Source organism: Amycolatopsis sp. WAC 01375 (assembly GCF_003947325.1).
Lineage (GTDB): Bacteria > Actinomycetota > Actinomycetes > Mycobacteriales > Pseudonocardiaceae > Amycolatopsis.
The window spans coordinates 26,237-46,538 of the sequence record NZ_QHHW01000040.1 but is presented as its reverse complement, the minus strand read 5'-3'; the positions used below and the strand labels follow the sequence as shown (position 1 = coordinate 46,538).

The following is a 20,302-nucleotide window of genomic DNA, read 5'->3' as shown; positions in this document are numbered from 1 at the left end:
CTGCCGGTTGAATGGACCGCGGTGGAACCGGTGGAGGCGAGCGAGACGCGGTCGGTGTTCGGCAAGCTGCTGCTCGAACACCGGCGGGCCGCGGGCTGGACACAGGGACGGCTGGCGGAGGCCTCCGGGATCAGCGTCCGTGCCCTGCGCGAGCTGGAGCGCGGCCGCGCGCGAGCCGCTCAGCAGCGCTCCGCCGAGGTACTGGCCGACGCGCTCGGCCTCACCGGCGGTGACCGGGAGTTCTTCCTGACCGTCGCCAAACAGGGACGCCGCCGGAACCCGGCGCTGGCCGCCCAGGTCGCGGCGACCTGCGCGCTGCCCACGCCGCCGCCGGATCTGTCCGGCCGCGAAAGCGAACTGGCGCAACTGTCCGCCAAGGCCGCCGAGGGTGGTGGCGTGGTCGCGATCGTCGGACAGGCCGGGGTCGGGAAGACCGCGCTCGCGGTGACCGCGGCGGATCTCTGGCGCGCGGACTACCCGGACGGGGTCTTCGCGATGGATCTGCGCGGGATGGACGAAGAACCGCTGAGCGCCCGTGCCGCGCTCGACCGGCTGCTGCGCGCACTGGACGTAGCGCCGGGGCAGGTACCCGCCTCCGAAGACGACCGGTCGGCGCTGCTGCGGATGCTGCTCGAAGGCCGGAAAGTCCTGCTGCTGCTCGATAACGCCGCCGACGAGGCGCAGCTCCGGCCGCTGCTGGTCGCCGGGCCGGGCTCCCTCACCCTGATCACCTGCCGCCGCACGCTCGCCGGGCTCGAAGGCGCCCGGTGGCTGGGGCTCGAACCGCTTTCGGACGGCGGCGCGACCGGTCTGCTCGCCAGGATCATCGGCGCCGACCGGGTCGATGCGGAGCAGGCGGAGGCGCGGGAACTCGTCGAACTGTGCGGCTTCCTTCCGCTCGCCGTCCGGATCGCGGGCAACCGGCTCGCGACCCGGCCGCAGTGGTCGCTGGCCCACCTGGCCGACCGGTTGCGTGACGAAGGCACCCGGCTGCGCGCGCTCGCGGCGGGAGATCTGCAACTGCGCTCGGCGTTCGACCTGTCCTATCGCGCGGTCTCGGCCGGAGCGCGGCGGCTGTTCCGGCTTCTGGCGACCGTGCCGGGCGCCGACTTCGGCCTCGAACTCGCGGGCGTCGTGTCCGGCGCGGCCCCCGCCGACGTCCGCGATCAGCTCGACGAACTCGTCGACGCCAGTCTCCTGCAGGCCACGGCGGATCCGGAACGGCACCAGTTCCACGACCTGATCCGCCTGTTCGCCGAGGAACGGTTCGAGGCGGAGGAAGACCCTGCCGCGCGGGACATCGTGCTCGCCCATCTGCTCGGCAAGGCCGCCGAGGCGGCCAGGCTGTTCTACCCGCGGGCCCCGGAAACCGGCCGGTTCGGTTCACGGGACGAAAGCGCGCGCTGGCTGGACATCGAGGCCGGGAACTGGATCGCCGCGCACCGGGTCGCGGCACGGAAGGGCTGGCACCGGGAGGTCGGCGATCTCGCCATCGCGCTGCACTGGTACTCCGACGGGCGGAGTTCCCAGCGGCCGTGGTGGGAGATCTTCTCCCTCGGCGCGGACGCGGCGAGGGCGCTCGGCAACGCCGGGGACGAGGCGAAACTGCTCAACTTCGTCGGCTGGGCCTGCAGTGTCTGCCTCGACGACGCCGAAGGTGCCGTCGAGGCGCACCGGCGCGCGCTGGACATCGCCGTCCGGATCGGCGACCGCACCGAGCAGACCTGGGCGTCGATCTACCTCGGCCAGGTACTTCGATACGTCGGAGAGGACGCCGAAGCGTTCGAATTCGCGAAACGCGGCTACGAGCTGGCGGACGAATTACCGTTCTGGGACGGGCAAAGCTCGGCACGGAACGTCTACGGATACGCGTTGCTCGCGGCGGGGAAGCACGCCGAAGCGCTCGCCGTCCACCGTGGCGTGCTCGCCGACGCCGAACGGCTGGCGGCCGACACCTATCCCGGCCTCCGCCGGATGTTGAAGGCCTTGTCCCTGCGCGCCATCGGTGACGTACTCGGCGATCTCGCCGAATGGCGGGAAGCGGCAGGCTACTACCGCACCAGCCGGTGGCTCTCGTGGGAAGGCGGCTTCGACGCGATGGAGACGATCTGCGCGTTCCGCGAAGGGCGGGCCTGGCGGGAAGCGGGTGCTTTCGAGGAGGCCAGGGAGTGCCTCACCCTGGCCGTCGAGCTGTCCCCCGAGCCGTCGTTCACCGCCCGGCGGGAGCAGGCTTTGGCCGAACTGGCGCTGCTGCCCGAGTGACCACTCGCGGAGAAGCGCCGACTAAGCTGCGGGCCGACGGAGCGGGAGGGCCGATGACGGACGCGGACGGGCAGAGCCCGCGGGAGCGCTACCGCGACCAGGTGCGCGCGGAGATCAAGCAGCACGCGTGGGAGCAGATCGCCGCCGCCGGGGTGCCCGCGCTGTCGCTCAACGCGATCGCCAAACAGGTGGGGATGAGCGGTCCCGCCCTGTACCGGTACTTCGCCAGCCGCGACGACCTCATCACCGCGCTGATCCGCGACGCCTACCGAAGCCTGGCCGACACCGTCCGCGCGGCGTTCGACGCCGGTGCCGACCTGGCCGGGCTCGCCGTCACCATCCGGGACTGGGCCCGGAGCGACCCGCAGCGCTACTTCCTCATCTACGGCACACCCGTTCCCGGCTACCACGCGCCCGACGACACCACCGCCATTTCGCACGAAGTCATGACCGTGCTGCTCGAAGCGTCCCGCGGGATCACCGTCGACAAGCCGGCAACCCCGTTCGACGAGCATCTGGACGGCCACCGCGACTGGGCGGGCGACGATCCGGCCCCGTCCGCGACCCTGCATCGAGCGCTCGCCTTCTGGACCCGCCTGCACGGCGTGCTCTCACTCGAACTCGCCGGCCATTTCACCGGTATGAAATTCGATCCCGGCCTGTTGATCGCGGACGAACTGGACGACCTCACGACCCGGTGACCGGCCTTCGCCCGAGTCCGATCGCGTGCGCACTGAACCTTTCCCGCCTTCCGGGCGTCTTGTCCTGTGACGTTGCCGCCTTCCTTCGGCGGTTGACATGCAACATTGGAAGGTTATAGCTTCTAAGTAAAGCAAGAACTACTCACATCGCGGATCGACCGCCCGCACACCCGACGGGCGGCGGCCGGTCCGCCTGCCCGCTTCAGGGTTTCCGAGCGCTTCGGATGGGGACTTCGATCATGATTCACGGGGAGAAGCTCAGCAGGAGGACCGATCGCGTCAGAGTCGCCGTGCATGCGCCGGATCTACTGGCCGGGCTGGGCACGACGAGCATCCTCGGCGCCGACGAACGGCTGGACGTGCTTGCCGAAACCGACCTCGGACCGGCCGAAGTGATCGTGACGGTCGGGGATTCGATCGGCGACGGGGTCTTCACTTTCCTGCGCCAGGTTCGCGCCGCGTCGTCACTCCCGGCGCCACCGAGATGCGTGATCGTCACCGACCATTTCCCGGTCCAGGTCCTGATGACGGCGATCGAATGCGGCATGGCCGCTCTGCTGCCGCGGCTCGATCTCGACGGCGAGCATCTGGTGCGGACGATTCTCGCGGTCAGCCAGGGCGCCGGCGCCCTGCCGCCGCGTTTGCAGGGCAGCCTGCTCTCCCAGCTCGATCGGATACAGGAAGACCTGCTGATCCCCAACGGTCTCGCCTTGTCCGGATTGTCCGACCGCGAACGCGAAGTGCTCCGCCTGCTGGCGGATGGCCATGGCACGGAAGAGATCGCGATCAAACTCGCCTATTCGGAGAGCACGGTGAAGAACGTCCTCCACCGGGTGATGTCGCGCTACGGCCTGCACAACCGCACGCACGCCGTCGCCTTCGCGTTGCGCACCGGCTCGATCTGAAAAGGTCCGTCCAAAGTGGACGCATTTTCCCGCCCCCTTCAACTTGTAGCGGACATGGGGCTTGCGGCAAGACCATGGTCATTCCGCAGAATTGCGCGCCGAAGGACGGGAATCGCAAAATGGGGAGTCGCGAAATGCGTGTTTGCCGACGACGTGGGGTGTCGTCGCTGAAGCGAGGGGAAGACGCGCTGAAGCTCGCCCCGGGCTCCGGCCGGGCACGCCGTCCCCGAAAGGCGAGACGGACAACCGACGGGAGCGTGGATCCGGCCCGACGACCGTCCGCTCCCGGACGATCTGGAGGAGTCCTCGAATCCGGTGAACCGCCGGCGTGGCCTCGATCGACGACGCCGACGACTGTTTCGTCGTCGGCGAAGTCAATCAGCAGGCGCTGTTCCGCCGGGCGGCCGCCGTCGTGCACCACGGCGGCGCGGGCACCACGACGGCGGCCTCACTGTCTGGCACGCCCCAGGTGGTCGTCCTCCGGATCGCGAACCAGCCGTACTGGGCCGAGCGGGTGGCGGAGCTGGGAATCGGTGTGGCGGACGCTATCCGGACCGACGGGGCGATAGTGGCCGCGAAACTGCTCCGGGGGCGTCAGTTCACCGGACCGACAGCCGGCTTGAGGACCTCCTCGCACCACTGGCGGAAGGTCGTCGGCGTGGTGGCCTCTGGCGTTCGCGGTGCGGCGGTGTCGATGCCCGCCTCCTTGGCGGCCATCATGTCGACCATGCCCTGGGCCATCGCCTCGGACCAGCCGTGTTCCCGTTGTGTCGCACGGAAGGCGTCCATGGAGACCTGCTGGTAGCGCACCGGCCGCCCGAGCACGTCGGACATGATCTCCGCGATTTCGTTCTGGGACAGGTCTTCCGGGCCGAGTACCGGGACCTCGGCGACGCCGTGCCAAGACCGGTCGAGCAGCACTCCGGCCGCGACCGCGGCGATGTCGCGGGTGGCGCAGGTCGGCGCCTTGCGGTCGCCTGAGAGCGGCCCGAAGAAGACGCCGTGCTTGCCGATCGCTTCGGCCTGCCACAACAGGTTGTCCATGAACGTGGGCATGGTCAGCGCCCGGTAACGCACACCTGTGCCGGCGATCAGGTCGTCCATGGCGAGCGACGCCGACAGGTATCCGGCGTTCTCCGCGAAGCCACGGCCGAGGGCTGAAATGCCGACCACTCGCGCCACGCCGTGCTTCTTGACGGCCTCGCAGGCCGGCCGGGTGAAGTCCAGATAGGCCGCCTCGAGACTCTCGGCACGGGGATCCGCGGCGACCAGCCAGAACACGGTGTCGGTACCGGCGAAGGCTTCGTCGACGACGTCGGCGTCGCTGTGCGAGCCCTTGACCACTTCGACGCGCGCTCGGACGTGCTCGGGGAGCCGGGCGGGATCGCGGGCGATCACGCGGATCGGCTCACCACTTTCGAGGAGGGTGGCGAGCACCCGGCTGCCGATCTGTCCGGTCGGCGCGGTGACGACGATCATGAAGACTCCGAGGTGATGGGGGATTTCGACGTCACCCAGTCAAGCCGGAACGGCCGCCGGACCGAAGGACCGCCTCGGTCACCATTGATACCCTGGGGATATGAGTGACCTGGAAACGCGGCAGCTCAGATACTTCGTGGCGGTCGCGGAGGAGCTTCACTTCGGACGCGCGGCCGAGCGCCTTTCGATGGCGCAGCCGCCGCTTTCGAGGGCGATCCGGGAGCTCGAACGACGGCTGGGCGTCCGGCTGTTCGAACGCACCACCCGCCAGGTCACGCTGACCGGAGCGGGTGAAGGATTCCTGCGGGACGCCAAGAACGCGCTCGAAGCGGTCGCAGCGGCGGAACGGCGGGCGCGGCAGGCGGGCCGCCCCGATCCCCGGCTGCGGCTGGCGCTGAAGGCCGACCATGACGCCGGGTGTCTGCCGAAGATCATCGAAACCTACGAGACCGAGGACGGCGCCCTGCCCATCGAACTGATCCTCGGCGGCCGTGGGGAACAACCGCAGCAACTCCGGGACGGGCGAGCGGATGTAGCGCTCGTCCCCTCCCCCTTCGACGCGCGCGGCCTGGACTTCGAGCCATTGCTGACCGAACCCCGGCTGGTGGCACTGGCGGCCAACGATCCGCTGGCGGCGAGGTCGCGGCTGACCCTCGCGGATCTGAAAGGCCGGCTCCTTCCCGACGGCGCCGCCGCCGACCAAGGCCCCTCGATCGCTCCGCCCGGCACCGCGGTGCCCCACGGCCGCGTCTCGGATCTGACGCAGATCCTCAAACTGGTCGAACTGGGCAGCATCGTCTGTTTCCTGCCCGTTTCGGTGGCGGATCGCTACCGCCGCACGGGAATCGCGTATCTGGCCGTCGACGACCTGGAGCCGGTGACCCTCACCGTCATGTGGCCGCAGGACTCCCGGTCACCGGCCGTCGCCGCCTTCGTCCGCTCGGCCGTCTCGGTGGTGACGTCCGCGAACACCCTCGCTCAGCGGAGCTGAACGCGGCCGAGCAACCGGTCCACGACCTCGGGCAGCGGCTGATCCTCCGGGCCTTCCAGCCACAGCACGTTCCCGGTCCGCAGGGTGGCGAGGAAGGTCGCCGCGGTGAGCCTGGCCAGCTCCTGATCGAGGCCGTGCCCCCTGGCGAGCAGCACCGCGATCAGGTCGCGTTCGAGGGCGAACCGGTCACCGGCCTGCCGCGCGAGCAGCGACGGATGCCGTCGCAGCAGCCGTAGCTGCGCCCCCCACTCACGGTCGGGGACGGGATGCGCCCGATACAGCTCCCGGCACGCCGCGCGCAGCGCCTGCCACGGCTTCTCGCCGGACGGCCTGCCTTCGACGAGCGACACCAGGAGCCCGGTGCGCTCGCGGTCGGCGTGCAGGATCGCGTCCTCTTTGTTCGCGAAGTAGTTCGAGAAGGTCCGCCGGGACACGCCCACCGCGTCGGCGATGTCCTCGACGGTCACACCGTCCAGACCGTGCTCCATCGCCAGCCGGAGCGCGGCCTCGTGCAGTGATTGCCGCGTCGCCGCCTTCTTGCGGGTGCGGAGCGTGTCGAGGGTGTCCACCAGGACAGCGTAGCGAGGGGAATAAAGTTCTCACTGTGCAAGTTTGCACAGTGAGCAACATTGCCGCTCGAAAGGACGCCATGAAGACCGAGGGAACGACGGCGGAGGCACCACCGGGGGCGATGGGACACCGGCAGGTGCTCGAGTCGCTGTCCGGACTGCTGCTCGCGCTGCTCGTGGCGATGATCAGCTCGACGGTCGTGTCGACCGCCCTGCCGTTGATCATCGGCTCGCTGAACGGCACGCAGACGCAGTACACGTGGGTGGTCACGGCCACCCTGCTGGCGGCGACGGCCACCACCCCGATCTGGGGCAAGCTCGCCGACCTGTTCAACAAGAAGACGCTGGTGCAGGTCGCGATCGTGATCTTCGTGATCGGGTCGATGATCAGCGGGTTCAGCCAGAACACGGGCCAGCTCATCGCCGCCCGCGCGTTCCAGGGCATCGGTGTCGGCGGCCTGCAGGCCCTGGTCCAGGTCGTGATCGCGGCGATCATCCCGCCGCGTGAACGCGGCCGCTACAACGGTTACCTCGGCGCGGTCATGGCGGTCGCCACCGTCGGCGGCCCGCTGCTCGGCGGGCTGATCGTGGACGTGCCGTGGCTGGGCTGGCGGTGGTGCTTCTTCGTCGGCGTGCCGATCGCGGTGGCGGCGTTCATCGTGCTGCAGCGGACCCTGAAGCTGGAGACCGTCCGCCGGGAGGACGTCCAGGTGGACTACCTCGGCGCGGGTCTCATCGCCGCGGGCGTGAGTGTGCTGCTGATCTGGGTCTCGTTCGTGGGGAACACCTTCGACTGGCTCTCGTGGCAGACGGCCCTCATGGTGGTGGGCGGCGTCGTGCTCCTGGTGCTCGCCGTGCTGGTGGAACGGAAGGTCCGCGAACCCATCGTCCCGCTGCACATCATCACCCAGCGCACCCCCGCGCTGGCGATCGTCGCGAGCCTCGCCGTCGGGATGGCGATGTTCGGCGGCGCGGTGTTCCTCGGCCAGTACTTCCAGGTCGGCCGCGGCTACTCCCCCACCGAAGCCGGTCTGCTGACCATTCCGCTGATGGCGGGCGTGCTCGTCTCCTCGACCGTCTCCGGGCGCCTGATCAGCCGCACCGGACGGATGAAGCCGTACATCGTGGCGGGCACGATCACCCTGGTGATCGGCTTCCTCGGCCTGGGCACGGTCGACCACGCCTCGCCGCTGTGGCTGGTCGGCATCGCGATGGCGGTGGTCGGCGTCGGTGTCGGCATGACGATGCAGAACCTCGTGCTCGCCGTGCAGAACACCGTTCCGCTGCGGGATCTGGGCGCGGCCAGCGCCTCGGTCACGTTCTTCCGGTCGCTCGGCGGCACCATCGGCGTCTCGGTGCTGGGCGCGGTGCTCGCGAACCGGGTCACCGCCGACCTGTCGACCGCCTTGCACGTCCCGGAAGGCCAGGCGTCGACGGGAAGCGTCAGCGCGCTGAACCTCAAGGCGCTGCCGCCGGAGGTCCAGACGATCGTGCACACCGTGTACGGCGACGCCACCGCGCACATCTTCCTGATCTCCGCGGCGGTTGGCGTCGTGGGCGTGCTCGCGGCGCTGCTGCTCAAGCCGCTCACCCTGCGCACCACCCTCGACGTGGAGCCGAAGACGGAAGCCCCGGCATCCGACCGGGTCACCAGGTAGGCGCGCGATGAACGGGAACGCAGCCAGGGCCTTCGAGTCCACTGTGGAGCGTTTCGGCCCGCCTCGGCACCACACGGGGCGGGCCATCCTGGCCGGGGTCGACGGCTCCGACACGGCGATGCGTGCGGCGGCGTTCGCGTTCGGCATGGCGCGGCGCGAGAGCGGCAGGCTGATCGTCGCCTTCGTCTGCCGCCCGGCGCTCGGACCGGCGGTCGCGGCGACGGTGGAGCACGACACCGCACAGCAGCTCTACGCCGAACTTCGCGAGCAGATCCGCGCGGCGGCCGAGGAACTCGAAGTGCCGGTCAGTTTCCTGAAGACCTTCGGCGACCCGTACACCGCGCTTCGCGACACCGCCGACCGCGGCCAGGTCGACACCGTGGTGGTCGGCGCGTCACAGAAAGCGGGCCACCGGTTCGCGGGCTCCGTCGCGACCAAGCTCATCAGGACCGGGCACTGGCCGGTGCTGGTGGTTCCCTGACGACCGGCCGCCCAGTAGCGACACGACACCCACCGCGACGACGACGAGCGCACAGCCCGCCAGTTGCAACGGTGTCGGCCACTGACCGAGCAGGGCGGCCCCGAACAGGATCGCGGCGGCGGGTTGCAGCATCAGCACGGCGGACCCGCCGCTCGCGGGCAGGGCGGACAGCGCCTTCCCGATCAGGAGCCAGCCGAGCACCTGTCCGGTCACGGCCAGCACGAACAACCACAGCAACGCCGAAGCCGGTGGCGTGACGTCGAGGTTTCCCGCGAACAGGCCCGAAAGCCCACCCACGCTCGCGGACGCCGCGGTCGCGGTGGCGAGCATCGTCGTGCGGCCGCCGCCTTCGGTTCCGGCGCGGCGCAACAGGATCAGGTAACCGGCGTAGGCCACGCCCGCCAGCACGGCCATGACCGTGCCGTACCAGGGATCACTGCCCGCGGCACCACCGTCGGCCAGTCCCCCGGCCAGCGCCGTCCCCGCCAGCATCACCGGGATCGACAGCCAGAACGACCGCGACGGCCGCTCGCCGAACCACAGCAGCCCGGCCAGCGGGACCAAGACCACCTGGACGTTGACCAGTGCCGTGGCGACCCCCGCGCCGACGGCGAGGATCGCCTCGCTCCACAGCACCATGTCGATCCCGAGCAGGACACCGGCCAACACGTGGCGCCGCCGCGCGGCAGGCGGCGGACGGTGTCCTCGCTCCCGGGATCGAGCCAGCAGCACGAGGACCGGCAAGGCGAACAGGCAGCGGAAGAACGTCGCCGTCGTCGAACTGACGCCGGACAGCGCGACGAGCGGGGCGGACAGGGCGATCGAGAGGGCTCCGAGTACTCCTTGCACGCGCGGATCGGCGAGAATTCCGGTGTGTCGCATGACTTCGATTCGATCGCACGACGGCGGAGAGGACCAGCGAGATCCTCTTACCGCCGGGGTTAAGCTCGGCTAATGAGTGGTGATCTGTCCAATGTGGAACGGCTGCGGATGCTGCACGCGGTGTGGCGGCGGGGATCGCTCGCCGCCGCGGCCGAACTGCTGCACGTGACGCCGTCGGCGATCTCCCAGCAGCTGATGAAACTGGAACGGGAGGCGGGCACCGCGCTCCTCGTCCGGCACGGCCGCGGCGTCCGGCTCACCCCGGCGGGACTGCTGCTCGCGCAGCGCTCGGACCGGGTTCTCGCCGAACTCCGCGCCGCCCGCGCCGATCTGGACTCCCTCACCGGGGCGACGACCGGTGTCGTCGAGATCGGCGCCATCCCGTCCGGCGTGCACACGTTCATCGCGCCCGCGCTCACCGGTCTCGCCGTCCGCCACCCCGGCATCGAGGCGCGGCTGCACGAGGTCGAACCGGAAGTGGCGCTTCCCGCCCTCGCCGACGGCGTCTTCGACGTCGTGGTCGTCGAGAGCTGGGAGAACCTGCCGCTCACCCGGCCACCGGACACCCGCTGGACCGTCCTGCGCGACGACTCGGCGATGATCGTGCTCCCGGCCGGACACCACCTGGCGGACGCGGACTCGGTGCGCGCCGAAGACCTCGCGGACGAGATCTGGGTCGCCTGGGCCCGCCCCACCCTGGCGAACGCCTGGATCCGTCACACCCTGCGAGAACGCGGCATCGAACCGGTGGTGCGGCATACGGTCAGCGGATTCGGCACCCAGTTCGCCGTCGTCGCCGGGCTCGGCGCCGTCACGCTGGTGCCGAGTATGGCCACCACGATCGCGCCGCCGACCGTGGTGTGCGCGCCGCTCGAACCCGTCCTGCACCGGCAGCTCTACGCCGTGCAGCCCCAGGGGGAAACCCGGCCCGCGGTCGCCGAATGCGTCAGGGCCATGGTGGAGGCAGCCCGTACTTGGGGCGGCTGAGGTCGCGCGTTCTCCCTCAGGTTCCGCGTGTTCCTGCGGATGGCTCTGTGTCGTTGAGGGCTGGTCGCTCCAGGACCCCGAGTGGCGATTCCGGTTCTCTGCCAGGTTCCCAATGCGGATTTCGAGACCGGGAACAGCGATCACCGGCTCCGGAGGTCCATCCGCAGGAATTCGGTGACGCGGAGCAGTTTCGGCGGGCGGCTCACACCGCCGGGGAACTCGTCCTCGCCGACGAGCCGAGGGCCGACGAGTTCCACTTCCCGCCCGTCGATCCGAAGCCGCGCCTCACGCGCCGCCAGGATGTTCCGCACCCAGTCCGCGTCCGGGCCGTACACCGGGACGAACAGGTAGCCGCCGTCGACGGGGTGCGCGTCGAGCGGTGTGTGGTGGGTCTTCCCCGAGGCGCGGCCGACGTGGATCAGCACCGGGTACTTCCCGCCGGCGATCGCGCGGGGATTGAACACCCGTTTGTTGACGTGTCCCCACCATCTCGGCATCGGCATCGGGTTCTCCTCTCGATGGCCTTACACCCGTAAGGCTGACTTACACCTGTAAGGTTGTCAAGGTGCCGCCTCGCCGATCACTCACCAAAGAACGCGTACTGCGAGCCGCGATCGAGGTCGCCGATCGCGGCGGCGTCGAGGCGATGACGATGCGGCGGGTGGCGCAGCACCTGGGCGTGGAGGCCATGTCGCTGTACCACCACGTGCCGAACAAGGACGCGATCCTCGACGGCGTCGTCGACGCGGTGTTCGCGGCGATCGAGCTGCCCGGCCCCGAAGACGGCGATTGGCGCGACGCGATCCGCGCACGCGCTTCGTCCGCACGCGCGGTCCTGTCGCGGCACAGCTGGGCTCTCGGCCTCCTGGACTCCCGCCGCAATCCCGGGCCGGCGACGCTGCGCCACCACGACGCGGTCCTGGGTGTCTTCCGACGGGCGGGATTCACGCTCCCGATGGCAGTGCACGCCGTCTCGCTCATCGACAGCTACATCGGCGGATACGTGTTGCAGGAGTCGAGTCTCCCGGCGAGCGACGACCTCGCGAAGGTGGCGGACGACATCCTGGAGAACCTGCCGAGAGACGAGTTCCCTTATCTGGCCGAGGTGATCTCCGGCCACGCGATGCGACCCGGCTACGACCACACGAGCGAATTCGCCTTCGGGCTGGAGCTCATCCTGGACGGACTCGAAGCCCGCCGGAAATGATTCAAAGGGTCTTTCCCGGCATCACGAGGGCCAGCCGCGCGACCGGCGGCAGCGGCACCTGTTCCGGCACGGCCTGGAAGGACTGGATCACCAGCGCGGCGAACCGCCGGGACGCGGCGACCTGCGCGGCGGGCGACGCGGCCTGGATCCCGTTGTTGGCCATGAGCATGAGGATCAGATCGTCGAGCACGAAGTCGGAGCGGAGTTTCCCGGTGTCCTTGGCCCGGCAGGCCAACTCGGCGATCGCCTTGAGCGCGTAATCGCGGTCCGCGGTGAAATCCACCGCTTTGGGAAAAGCCGACACGAAGGCCGCGGTGAAACCCCGGTCACGCGAGTGCAGCTCGCAGATCTTCTCGATCACGGAACACAAGCCGCGCCAAGGATCCGGATCGGCGAGCCCCTCGTCGACGACGACGTGGCACATCCTCATCTGGTCGGCGAAGGCCTCCGTCGCCAGGATCTCCTTGGTCGGGAAGTGGCGGTACAGCGTGGCGGGACCGACTTCGGCGCGGCGCGCGACCTCCCGCATCGGCACGTTCAACCCTTCGGCGGCGAACAACGCGCGAGCCGCTTCGAGGATGCGTTCGCGGTTGTCCAGGGCATCCGAGCGCGGGATCCGAGACAAACGACTGGTCACCACTCTCACTTTAGCCAAAACGGACGGGGGCGTCCGTTAGCGTCGGCCGCCGGTGATCAACGACCAGGAGACGAAGATGCGAGCAGTCGAGATCCGGAAGTTCGGCGCCCCCGAGGGCCTTGCCGTGATCGAGCTACCCTCCCCCGTTCCCGCCGCGGGTGAAGTGCTGATCAGGGTGGAAGCGATCGGCGTCGGCGGCGTCGACACCGTGATCCGGAGCGGGGCCCTCGCCGGTTTCGGCTTCCGGGAAGGACATGTTCCCGGCAACGAGGTGGCGGGCACCGTCAGCGCGGTCGGCACCGGGGTCGATCCGGCCTGGGCCGGGCGGCGCGTCTGGGCGTTCACCGGTGAGGGCGGCGGCTACGTCGAGCAGACGGCCCTCCCGGTCGAGAAGGTCCTGCCCCTCCCCGGCGACCTGTCCGCCACGGACGCGGTGGCACTCGGGACCTCCGGCATGGTGGCCCATTTCGGTCTCGCCCATGCCCATTTCGCCGACGGCGAGTCCGTGCTGGTGCGCGGGGCGGCGGGCAGCATCGGGATCATGACGGTGCAACTCGCGGCGGCCGGTGGCGCGAGCGCCGTCGCGGTCACGACGTCCTCGGCCGAACGCGGCGACCGCCTGCGCGAACTGGGCGCGACCCACGTGCTCGACCGTTCCGGTGGCGGGGACGGCCCCGCGGGTTACGACGTGATCATCGACATCGTGTCCGGTGCGGACATGCCTTCCTTCTTCGACAGGCTGAATCCGAACGGCCGGATGGTGCTCGTCGGCGTGGTGGCGGGCATGCCACCGGCGGACTTCGGCACGAAGCTGATGGCGACGTTCCGGAAGTCCCTCTCCTTCGCGGCCTTCAGCGCGGATTCGATCCCGGAGGCGGATCGGCGCGCGGTGGAGGCGGAGCAGTTCGCCGCGGCGGCCCGTGGTGAGCTGCGCCCGATGGTGCACGAGGTGCTTCCGCTGGAGAAAGCCGTGCTGGCGCACCGGAAGATGGACGACGGCGAAGTGTTCGGCAGGATCGTGCTGACGCCGTAGTCCTGTCCTTTGTGGAGTGCGCGTCACCCGGTCAGTGCACTTTCCCCCATTGCGTGCGCGCTCGCACTAGGCTGCCCACTCGTGCCCGAACCGATGACCGAGGGAGCCTGCTTCACGGCTGTCGGCCTTCGGCCGCTCTCCGACGGCGAGGGCACCGGCGCGTACTGCGTGAACGACGCCGGGACGATCGTGGGCGAGTCGGGGTCGCGGCCGGTGCGCTGGGATCGCGACGGAAGTCCGACTCTCTTGCCGATCCTCGACGGCTATTCCGGCGGCCGGGCGGTCAGTGTCAACGCCGCGGGCGTCATCGCGGGCTCGCTCTACCTCGGCGAACACCTCCGGCCGGTGTGCTGGCTGCCCGACGGCCGGGTGCACGCGCTCGAACTCGCCGCCGGAATGGTCTCCGGTACGGCGTGCCGGGTGAACGAACGCGGGTCGATACTGGGGAACGCGATGTGGCCGGGCTACCGCTGGCGAGCCTTGCGCTGGGAGCCCGGCGGCGAAGCCGTCGAACTCGGCACCCTGCCGGGCGGAGGCGAGACCCAAGGCCACGACCTGAACGGGTTGGACGAGGTCGTCGGATCGGCCAAGAACGGCACGGGGCTCAGGACCGCGGTGCACTGGACGCCCTCGGGGAAGATCAGCAAACTGCCCCCGCCCCGCCGTACGACGGCCTGCGGTATCACCGACGCCGGCGCCATCCTCGGCGACGGGGTCGTGTGGAACCGGGACGGAGGCACCGTCCTGCTGACCGGGGAACCGGAGTTCCGCGCGGGACAGGTCGTCCGGATCACCGGACACGGTGTCACGATCGGCTGGGGCGTGACGCCGGACCGGCACGGCACCTGCGCGCGCTGGGATCGCGACGGACGGCCCACCGTGCTCCGGCCCCTGCCGCAGGACCTCGCCAGCATGTGTTTCGACATCGACGAAGCCGGGACGGTCGTCGGCGAATCCGGGAGCGAGGGAACGGTGCGCCCGGTCCGCTGGGACGCCGACGCGACACCGTTCCCACTCCCGTCGCCTCGCGGCATCACGGCGATCGTGGCCCAGCACATCAACGCCAACGGCACCGTCGTCATCGGCTACGGCTTCGCCGAGGACACCTCCACCTATCGCGGGATCGCCTGGCACCGCACGTGATTCGACGGTGCGTCAAGCGGTCGCGAGCTCGATCGCGCGCCGCATCGCCTCGTCGAGCGGCGTCCCGAGGCGAAGGGCCGTTCGCCCGGCGGCGAAAACCGCGCCGGTGACCGCGCCGACGACCGCCGCGGCGTCGATCTCGTCGAGTTCGCCCTCGCAGGCTTGGCACAGCGCGGCCGAAAGCCGCTGCTGAGCGTCGAACGCGCGCCGCAGCATCGTCGCGCGCAACGACGGCACCGACGTGATCAGGTCCAGCCGGATCCGCTCCGGCTCGGCGGCCGGATCGCGCGGCCCCTCCCCCGCCTCGGCGAGCATCCTGAGCATCGCGCGCCGCAGAAGCCGAGGCGCCGCCTCGCCCGCCTCGCGCGCCGCGAGTACGTCGAGCCCCGCTCGCAGGATGTGCTCGCCGTCGTCGGTGAGGACCAGGTCTTCCTTCGTCGCGAAGTGATTGAAGAACGTCGCGGTCGACACCTCGGCGGCCGCGGCGATCTCGGCGGTGGTCGTCCGGTCGTAGCCCTGCTGCGCGAAGAGCCGGTACGCCGTCTCGATCAACGCCTTCCGGGTGCGCCACTTCTTCCGTTCCCGCAAGCCCACCGGTTCGCTCATGCCGACAGCATACTGGAGCCGGACCAAAATTAGAGCTACTCTAATTTTAGAGTGAGTCTTACTGCTGGAGGAGAGGCCCATGACCATCGACGCTTTCCTGGACCGGCTGGAGTACCGCGACCCCGTCCGGCCGGATCTCGCCACGCTGCGGAAGCTGCACCGGGCGTGGCGGCTGCGGGTCCCGTACGAGAACTTCGACGTCCAGCTGGGCAGGCCGATCCTGCTCACCCCGGACGCGCTGATCGACAAGTTCGCCCGCCGCGACCGCGGCGGGCTCTGCTACGAAATGAACGGCGCGCTCGCACTTCTGCTGCGGGCCGCCGGGTTCACCGTGACCATCGTGGAAGGCGCCGTCCTGCGCGCGACCCGTGGCGAGGGTCAATGGGGCAACCACGTCGCCCTGCTGGTCGACGTCGACGGCGAATCCTGGCTCGCCGACACCGGGATCGGGGACGCTTTCCTCGAGCCGCTGCCGTTACGGGAAGGCACACACTGGCAAGGAGAACTGGCGTTCCGGATGGAACGCCTCGACGCCGGAACCTGGCGGATGCACCACCATCCGGGCGGCACGATCGACTCGTCCGACTTCCGCACCACACCCCGCGAGATCACCGAGTTCGCCGAACGGGCCCGAAACACCTCACCGGACTCCGCGCTCGCCAAGGTGCTCGTGGCGCAACATCATCGCGACGGCCGCGAGCTGGCCCTTCGCGCCCGCACGGTCAAGCGCGGCGACGGCGACCGCCGCACACTGTCCACTCTCGACGAATTCGCCGAGACACTGCGGGAATTCCGTATCCCACTGGAGGACTTCAGCGCTGACGAGCTGGCGGCACTGTGGGCCAAGACCGAAGAGCAGCACGAGATCTGGCTGGCCATCCAGGCGAACGCCGCACGAGCCTGACCGGGCTTGTCAGTGGTGATTCGGGAGCCGGCCGGGTCCCGAATCACCACCTTTACCACTCGCGACCTCAGTCGCGCCAACGATTGTTGAGGAAGGCGTCGTCCTCGTCGTCCGCCGGTGCCGGGCGTGCGCGGGGAGCGCGCCGGGGGGTGTCCCGCCCGGTGTGGGCGGGTGGCGCCTCCGAAGCGAACGGAGCCGCCATGTCCACCGGGTCGTCTCCGAACGCCGACCCGGCGCCCGGCTCCGCGTGCGACCGGTCGGTGCTCCAGCCGGACTTCGTCTTGCGCTGCCCCAATTCCCGCCGGTGCTCGACGTAGCGCTGGGCGGTTTGGACCTGTTTGGTCATGAATTCCTGCGCACCGGCCTTGATCTCGCCGGCGCGCTGATCCCGCAGCGCCCGGCGCTCCGCCTGCTCGCGGACGAGACCATCCAGGGTCGCCTTCATACCGGTGGTGTCATCGGCGCTCATCTGTTCTCCCCTGCCCCGGCTCACCGCTTACGGGTGACCGACTGATCCTCATCGTCCAGCAGCGAGCCGGTGATCCGGCCGGTGGGTTCGTTGATCTGGTCGAACACCTCGCCCTCGATCCGGTACGCGCGGTTGCTCCGTTCCTGGTCGCCGCCCGCACCGCCCGCTCCACCGGCGCCCATGCCGCCCATCGGTGGCATCGCGCCACCGCCGAACGACTGTCCGCCCGGCCCGCCCATCGGGGCCGACGGCGCACCCGAAGCCACGGGTTGCGGCTGATGGGTCGTCGCACCACCGCCGGTGTGCAGGCCCTCGGACAACGACTGGCCCGTCGCGGGGCTCGCGGTTTCGAAAGGCATTGACGACACTGCAGGCATCGAAGGCGACGAAGCGCCACCACCCCCGCCGCCGCCGGAACCACCGCCGCTGACGTCACCGGCGACGATGCCGTCGGGCACCGTTCCGCCGCCACCCTGGTGCGGGGTGAACGCCGGACGGGGCTCGGGCTGCGTCGTGCCGGTGACGGGAGTGAGCGGCTGCGCGGCCTTCTCCGCGAGGGTTTTCTCCTCGCCGAGCGTGTACGTGGTCGGCTTACCGGTGCCGTCGTCGACGGTGACGACCGTCGGCCCGGACGGTCCGTCGGGACGTTCGGCGGTGATCTTCAGATCGCCGTCCTGGATGTGGATCTTGCCGTCCGGACCCGGGCGGTGAACGTCGTCCTTGTCCGGCTTGCCGTCGTCCGACCCGGGAGCGGAGCCCAGCTTGGACTCGTCGCCGTCGCCGGTCCAATCGAGCTTGAAGTCCTTGGCGGGCCCGGAACCATCGCCGACCTTGATCTCCATCTCGCCGTCTTTGTCCGGCTCGGTCATCTCGAAGGTCGTGTCACCCTGCTTGACCTTGAGAGTCTCGCGTTCGCCGTCCTCGGCCTTGTCGCCGTCCTCGCCTGGTTTGTCGCCGGTGAGCTTGTCGCCGTCTTTACCGGGCAGCTCGTCGTCGAGCTTGTCCAAGGCGTCGGAGGCCTTCTTCTTCGCCTCTTCCGCGGCCTTCTCGTCGGCAGCCTTGGAATCGGTGTCCTTCGAGTCACTATCGCCAAGGCCGCCAGGGGCATCGCCCATCTTGTTCAGCGCGTCGGACGCCTGCTTCTTCGCGTCCTCAGTGGCCTTCTCGGCCGCGGCCTTGGCCTCGGCGGCGGCGTCCGTGTTGCCCCCGCCGCCACCCGGGCCACCGCCGGTGCCGCCACCAGGACCGGAGCCGCCGGAACCGCCCAGGTCGGCACCGGTGGGACCGTCACCCAGCTTGCCCAGCGCTTCGGAAGCCTGCTTCTTCGCGTTTTCGGCCGCCGCGGCGGCCTGCTTCTTCGCCTCTTCGGCCGCGGCCTTCTGCTCGTCGCCGTTCGACGGCGGCGGAGCCGAGCCCGAGGGCGACGTCTGGTCCTTGTTCGCCTCCGGCCCACCGCCGAGGCCGCCACCGGGGCCACCGCCGGAGCCGCCACCGGGGCCACCGCCGGAGCCGCCCGGCGTTCCGCCCGTGCCGCCCTCCGGAATGTTCACCTCGGGGACCGGCGGAGGCTTGACCTGACCGCCCGGACCGGAACCGCCCGGCCCCGACCCACTCGGGCCCGAGCCGCCACCCGGACCGCTGCCCGAGCCGCCTTCCGGGCCGCCGCCAGGGCCGCCACCCGGTCCGCCGCCGGAGCCGCCGGTGAAGTCCGGGGCGTTGCCCGGACCACCACCGGGCCCACCGCCGGTACCTGGACCGGTACCCGGACCACCGCCGGGACCGCCGCCAGGGCCCCCTCCCGGACCGCCCTGTCCACCGGTGAAGTCCGGGGCGCCGCCACCGGGACCACCGCCCGTGCCGCCGGGTCCGCCACCCGTGCCACCGGGACCGCCCGCGCCACCGGCACCGCCCGCGCCGGCGCCTTCGAACTCGTTCTTGACCTTGCCCATGACCTTGTCGAGCTCGTCGTAGGCCTGGTTGACGAAATCCTTGGTTTCCTTGCAGGACTTGGCGAAGCCCTCGTAGATGATGGTCCACATCTCGGGAATGAACTGCCGCTGGATCCACTGCTTGGCGAGGTTCTGGCCCGCCTTCTTGAACTCGTCGTCGTCGCAGCAGCCGTCGTTGTTCAACTGCTGGACCAGGTTGGAGCCGAAGTTGACGTCCATCCAGCCCGCGATCGCGCCGAGGTCCTCCTTGCCGCTCTTCTCACCGGCGGCGATGGCGATGACCTTCTGCGCCATCGGGAAGTCCGCTTTGCCGACGATCTCCTTGTAGAGGTCGATGACCGTGTCGGCCTTGCCCTTGCACAGTTTGAACACCGTGGCGGTGGTGTGCAGCGTTGCTTCGCTCGCGTTGTTCAGCGTCTGGGAGAGTTCCTTGGCCTTGGGGAGGATCTTCTCGTTGTAGTTCTCCGACGAGGCGTCCGCGGCGTTTCCGGTCCAGGTCCCGTAAAGGGTGTTCAGCTGGGAGCCGGTGTCGTCCATGGCCTTGTCGATGGTCTTCGAACCGGTCTTGAAGTGGGCGGCGTCGTCGACGAAGTTCTTGAAGCTGATGCCGCGCTGCTCGTCGAAGGGCTTCTTGATGTCCTTCTCGAAGTCGAGCGCGCGGGTGGTGCCCCGGCAGTCTTCCGGGAGCTTCGCCAGCAGCGAGCCGAAGGTCTCGAAGACCTTGAGCGCGGGCACAGCGGCGTCGAAGATCTCGTCCGACGTCTTGGTCCCGGCACCCTCCGCGGTGGGTTCCTTGGTGTCGTCGAGCTTTTTGTTGCCGTCGTCGACGGCCTTCTTCTCCGCGTTCCGGTTGAAGCTGGCCTGGTCGCCCGCGCCTTTCGCGTCCTTGTAGACCTTGTCGATGTCGTCGTCATACGGCAGGAGCGGGTGAGCGTTGTAGGACGCCGCGTACTTCTCGGCTTCCTTGCGCTTCTGCTTGATCTCCTCCGGCTCCTGGTCCGCCGTCCACGGCGGAGGCGCCGGATGCGTCCGCATCCACGAGCCGATGAGCTGGGTCTTCTTCTCGGCGGGAACGGCCGGGTCGTCGAGGACGGCTTTGACGTCGGTCCAGGTGGTTTCGGTGGCCACTAGCGCATCCCCGTCTCGGTGATCTTGTTCTTCTGCTCGTCCTCATTGGTGCCGTAGGCGGTGCCGGCGGTGCCGAGGTTCGTGCCGAACGAGCCGAGCGTGGTGCTGTACCCCTGGACCGACGCCCACAACGCCGCCACCCCGTCGGTGTACTTCTTCGCGTGGTCGCCGTGAGCCTGGCCGAAGCCCGCCGCGTTCACCGGCGTACTCGACAGATCCGGATTGTCCTCGAGCAACTGCTCGGTCAGCTTTCCGATGTTCTTCGACGCCGATGAAAGCGCATCGGTCGCCGCGGTGAAGCCCCCGCTCAT

The 20,302-nt window shown here is 69.7% G+C and carries 20 protein-coding genes and 1 pseudogene; 12 read left to right on the top strand and 9 right to left on the bottom strand.

Going from position 1 to position 20,302, the window contains the following annotated elements; translation table 11 throughout:
- The first annotated feature begins 21 nt into the window (after positions 1 to 21).
- The 4 genes and pseudogenes from DL991_RS28555 to DL991_RS44050 all read left to right on the top strand — a co-directional run.
- Positions 22 to 2,262 carry an NB-ARC domain-containing protein gene (locus DL991_RS28555; RefSeq protein ID WP_199754110.1) on the top strand — a complete coding sequence of 747 codons (2,241 nt, stop codon included), beginning with the start codon at positions 22 to 24 and terminating at the stop codon, positions 2,260 to 2,262.
- Between the two features lie 53 nt (positions 2,263 to 2,315).
- A complete protein-coding gene (locus tag DL991_RS28550; RefSeq protein WP_125787445.1) occupies positions 2,316 to 2,963 on the top strand; it encodes a TetR/AcrR family transcriptional regulator in 648 nt (215 codons plus the stop codon).
- Positions 2,964 to 3,202: 239 nt separating this feature from the next.
- Complete coding sequence (locus tag DL991_RS28545; protein WP_125787444.1) at positions 3,203 to 3,868, top strand: response regulator transcription factor; 666 nt, start codon at positions 3,203 to 3,205, stop codon at positions 3,866 to 3,868.
- 328 nt (positions 3,869 to 4,196) lie between these two features.
- Positions 4,197 to 4,367 (top strand): annotated as a pseudogene (locus DL991_RS44050) (glycosyltransferase); the annotation flags it as partial.
- Between the two features lie 95 nt (positions 4,368 to 4,462).
- Here DL991_RS44050 and DL991_RS28535 read toward each other — a convergent pair.
- The gene (locus DL991_RS28535) at positions 4,463 to 5,347 is read right to left on the bottom strand and encodes an NAD(P)H-binding protein (RefSeq protein ID WP_125787443.1); all 885 of its coding nucleotides are present in this window, start codon (positions 5,345 to 5,347) and stop codon (positions 4,463 to 4,465) included.
- Positions 5,348 to 5,447: 100 nt separating this feature from the next.
- On the opposite strand from DL991_RS28535, the gene DL991_RS28530 reads away from it, so the two are divergent.
- Positions 5,448 to 6,338, top strand: a complete 891-nt coding sequence (locus DL991_RS28530) for a LysR family transcriptional regulator (RefSeq protein ID WP_125787442.1) — start codon at positions 5,448 to 5,450, stop codon at positions 6,336 to 6,338.
- Here the strand turns inward: DL991_RS28530 and DL991_RS28525 are convergent.
- The gene (locus DL991_RS28525; protein WP_125787441.1) at positions 6,326 to 6,907 is read right to left on the bottom strand and encodes a TetR/AcrR family transcriptional regulator; all 582 of its coding nucleotides are present in this window, start codon (positions 6,905 to 6,907) and stop codon (positions 6,326 to 6,328) included. The two genes, DL991_RS28530 and DL991_RS28525, sit on opposite strands and share 13 nt — an antisense overlap.
- Before the next feature lie 80 nt (positions 6,908 to 6,987).
- Between DL991_RS28525 and DL991_RS28520 the strand changes: the two genes are divergently transcribed.
- Positions 6,988 to 8,565: an MDR family MFS transporter gene (locus tag DL991_RS28520; RefSeq protein WP_125787440.1), complete on the top strand. Its 1,578-nt coding sequence runs from the start codon at positions 6,988 to 6,990 to the stop codon at positions 8,563 to 8,565.
- A gap of 7 nt (positions 8,566 to 8,572) precedes the next feature.
- Positions 8,573 to 9,046 carry a universal stress protein gene (locus tag DL991_RS28515; protein ID WP_125787439.1) on the top strand — a complete coding sequence of 158 codons (474 nt, stop codon included), beginning with the start codon at positions 8,573 to 8,575 and terminating at the stop codon, positions 9,044 to 9,046.
- Here the strand turns inward: DL991_RS28515 and DL991_RS28510 are convergent.
- Positions 8,960 to 9,928 carry a DMT family transporter gene (locus DL991_RS28510; protein WP_125787438.1) on the bottom strand — a complete coding sequence of 323 codons (969 nt, stop codon included), beginning with the start codon at positions 9,926 to 9,928 and terminating at the stop codon, positions 8,960 to 8,962. The genes DL991_RS28515 and DL991_RS28510 overlap by 87 nt on opposite strands.
- A 72-nt stretch (positions 9,929 to 10,000) precedes the next feature.
- Here DL991_RS28510 and DL991_RS28505 point away from each other — a divergent pair, with 72 nt between their 5' ends.
- Positions 10,001 to 10,915, top strand: coding sequence for a LysR family transcriptional regulator (locus DL991_RS28505; RefSeq protein WP_125787437.1), 915 nt, complete (start codon positions 10,001 to 10,003; stop codon positions 10,913 to 10,915).
- A gap of 140 nt (positions 10,916 to 11,055) precedes the next feature.
- Here the strand turns inward: DL991_RS28505 and DL991_RS28500 are convergent, their stop codons facing one another.
- Positions 11,056 to 11,418 (bottom strand): nitroreductase/quinone reductase family protein, encoded by a 363-nt coding sequence (locus DL991_RS28500; protein WP_125787436.1) that lies wholly within the window; start codon positions 11,416 to 11,418, stop codon positions 11,056 to 11,058.
- A 62-nt stretch (positions 11,419 to 11,480) separates the two neighbouring features.
- On the opposite strand from DL991_RS28500, the gene DL991_RS28495 reads away from it, so the two are divergent.
- Positions 11,481 to 12,122 (top strand): TetR/AcrR family transcriptional regulator, encoded by a 642-nt coding sequence (locus DL991_RS28495; protein ID WP_125787435.1) that lies wholly within the window; start codon positions 11,481 to 11,483, stop codon positions 12,120 to 12,122.
- A gap of 1 nt (position 12,123) precedes the next feature.
- On the opposite strand, the gene DL991_RS28490 is transcribed toward DL991_RS28495, so the two are convergent.
- On the bottom strand, positions 12,124 to 12,759 hold the full coding sequence (locus DL991_RS28490) for a TetR/AcrR family transcriptional regulator (RefSeq protein WP_125787434.1): 636 nt from the start codon (positions 12,757 to 12,759) through the stop codon (positions 12,124 to 12,126).
- 76 nt (positions 12,760 to 12,835) lie between these two features.
- On the opposite strand from DL991_RS28490, the gene DL991_RS28485 reads away from it, so the two are divergent.
- Positions 12,836 to 13,792, top strand: coding sequence for a zinc-dependent alcohol dehydrogenase family protein (locus DL991_RS28485; protein ID WP_125787433.1), 957 nt, complete (start codon positions 12,836 to 12,838; stop codon positions 13,790 to 13,792).
- 81 nt (positions 13,793 to 13,873) lie between these two features.
- Positions 13,874 to 14,935, top strand: a complete 1,062-nt coding sequence (locus tag DL991_RS28480) for a hypothetical protein (protein WP_233599044.1) — start codon at positions 13,874 to 13,876, stop codon at positions 14,933 to 14,935.
- A gap of 12 nt (positions 14,936 to 14,947) precedes the next feature.
- Here the strand turns inward: DL991_RS28480 and DL991_RS28475 are convergent, their stop codons facing one another.
- A complete protein-coding gene (locus tag DL991_RS28475) occupies positions 14,948 to 15,541 on the bottom strand; it encodes a TetR/AcrR family transcriptional regulator (protein ID WP_125787432.1) in 594 nt (197 codons plus the stop codon).
- Between the two features lie 79 nt (positions 15,542 to 15,620).
- Here DL991_RS28475 and DL991_RS28470 point away from each other — a divergent pair, with 79 nt between their 5' ends.
- On the top strand, positions 15,621 to 16,445 hold the full coding sequence (locus DL991_RS28470; RefSeq protein WP_125787431.1) for an arylamine N-acetyltransferase: 825 nt from the start codon (positions 15,621 to 15,623) through the stop codon (positions 16,443 to 16,445).
- Between the two features lie 67 nt (positions 16,446 to 16,512).
- On the opposite strand, the gene DL991_RS28465 is transcribed toward DL991_RS28470, so the two are convergent.
- From DL991_RS28465 to DL991_RS28455, 3 genes are read right to left on the bottom strand one after another with little or no spacing between them, the layout of a single operon-like run.
- Positions 16,513 to 16,914, bottom strand: a complete 402-nt coding sequence (locus DL991_RS28465) for a hypothetical protein (protein WP_125787430.1) — start codon at positions 16,912 to 16,914, stop codon at positions 16,513 to 16,515.
- A gap of 20 nt (positions 16,915 to 16,934) precedes the next feature.
- On the bottom strand, positions 16,935 to 19,991 hold the full coding sequence (locus tag DL991_RS28460; RefSeq protein WP_125787429.1) for a WXG100 family type VII secretion target: 3,057 nt from the start codon (positions 19,989 to 19,991) through the stop codon (positions 16,935 to 16,937).
- Positions 19,991 to 20,302 carry a hypothetical protein gene (locus tag DL991_RS28455; protein ID WP_034311561.1) on the bottom strand — a complete coding sequence of 104 codons (312 nt, stop codon included), beginning with the start codon at positions 20,300 to 20,302 and terminating at the stop codon, positions 19,991 to 19,993. The genes DL991_RS28460 and DL991_RS28455 overlap by 1 nt, the downstream gene beginning before the upstream one ends.

Bases quoted from the DNA above. Each gene is read 5' to 3' on its own strand.
- DL991_RS28550 (WP_125787445.1), top strand. From the start codon at position 2,316: ATGACGGACGCGGACGGGCAGAGCCCGCGGGAGCGCTACCGCGACCAG.
- DL991_RS28545 (WP_125787444.1), top strand. From the start codon at position 3,203: ATGATTCACGGGGAGAAGCTCAGCAGGAGGACCGATCGCGTCAGAGTC.
- DL991_RS28535 (WP_125787443.1), bottom strand. From the start codon at position 5,347: ATGATCGTCGTCACCGCGCCGACCGGACAGATCGGCAGCCGGGTGCTC.
- DL991_RS28530 (WP_125787442.1), top strand. From the start codon at position 5,448: ATGAGTGACCTGGAAACGCGGCAGCTCAGATACTTCGTGGCGGTCGCG.
- DL991_RS28520 (WP_125787440.1), top strand. From the start codon at position 6,988: ATGAAGACCGAGGGAACGACGGCGGAGGCACCACCGGGGGCGATGGGA.
- DL991_RS28515 (WP_125787439.1), top strand. From the start codon at position 8,573: ATGAACGGGAACGCAGCCAGGGCCTTCGAGTCCACTGTGGAGCGTTTC.
- DL991_RS28510 (WP_125787438.1), bottom strand. From the start codon at position 9,928: ATGCGACACACCGGAATTCTCGCCGATCCGCGCGTGCAAGGAGTACTC.
- DL991_RS28505 (WP_125787437.1), top strand. From the start codon at position 10,001: ATGAGTGGTGATCTGTCCAATGTGGAACGGCTGCGGATGCTGCACGCG.
- DL991_RS28500 (WP_125787436.1), bottom strand. From the start codon at position 11,418: ATGCCGATGCCGAGATGGTGGGGACACGTCAACAAACGGGTGTTCAAT.
- DL991_RS28485 (WP_125787433.1), top strand. From the start codon at position 12,836: ATGCGAGCAGTCGAGATCCGGAAGTTCGGCGCCCCCGAGGGCCTTGCC.
- DL991_RS28475 (WP_125787432.1), bottom strand. From the start codon at position 15,541: ATGAGCGAACCGGTGGGCTTGCGGGAACGGAAGAAGTGGCGCACCCGG.
- DL991_RS28470 (WP_125787431.1), top strand. From the start codon at position 15,621: ATGACCATCGACGCTTTCCTGGACCGGCTGGAGTACCGCGACCCCGTC.
- DL991_RS28465 (WP_125787430.1), bottom strand. From the start codon at position 16,914: ATGAGCGCCGATGACACCACCGGTATGAAGGCGACCCTGGATGGTCTC.
- DL991_RS28455 (WP_034311561.1), bottom strand. From the start codon at position 20,302: ATGAGCGGGGGCTTCACCGCGGCGACCGATGCGCTTTCATCGGCGTCG.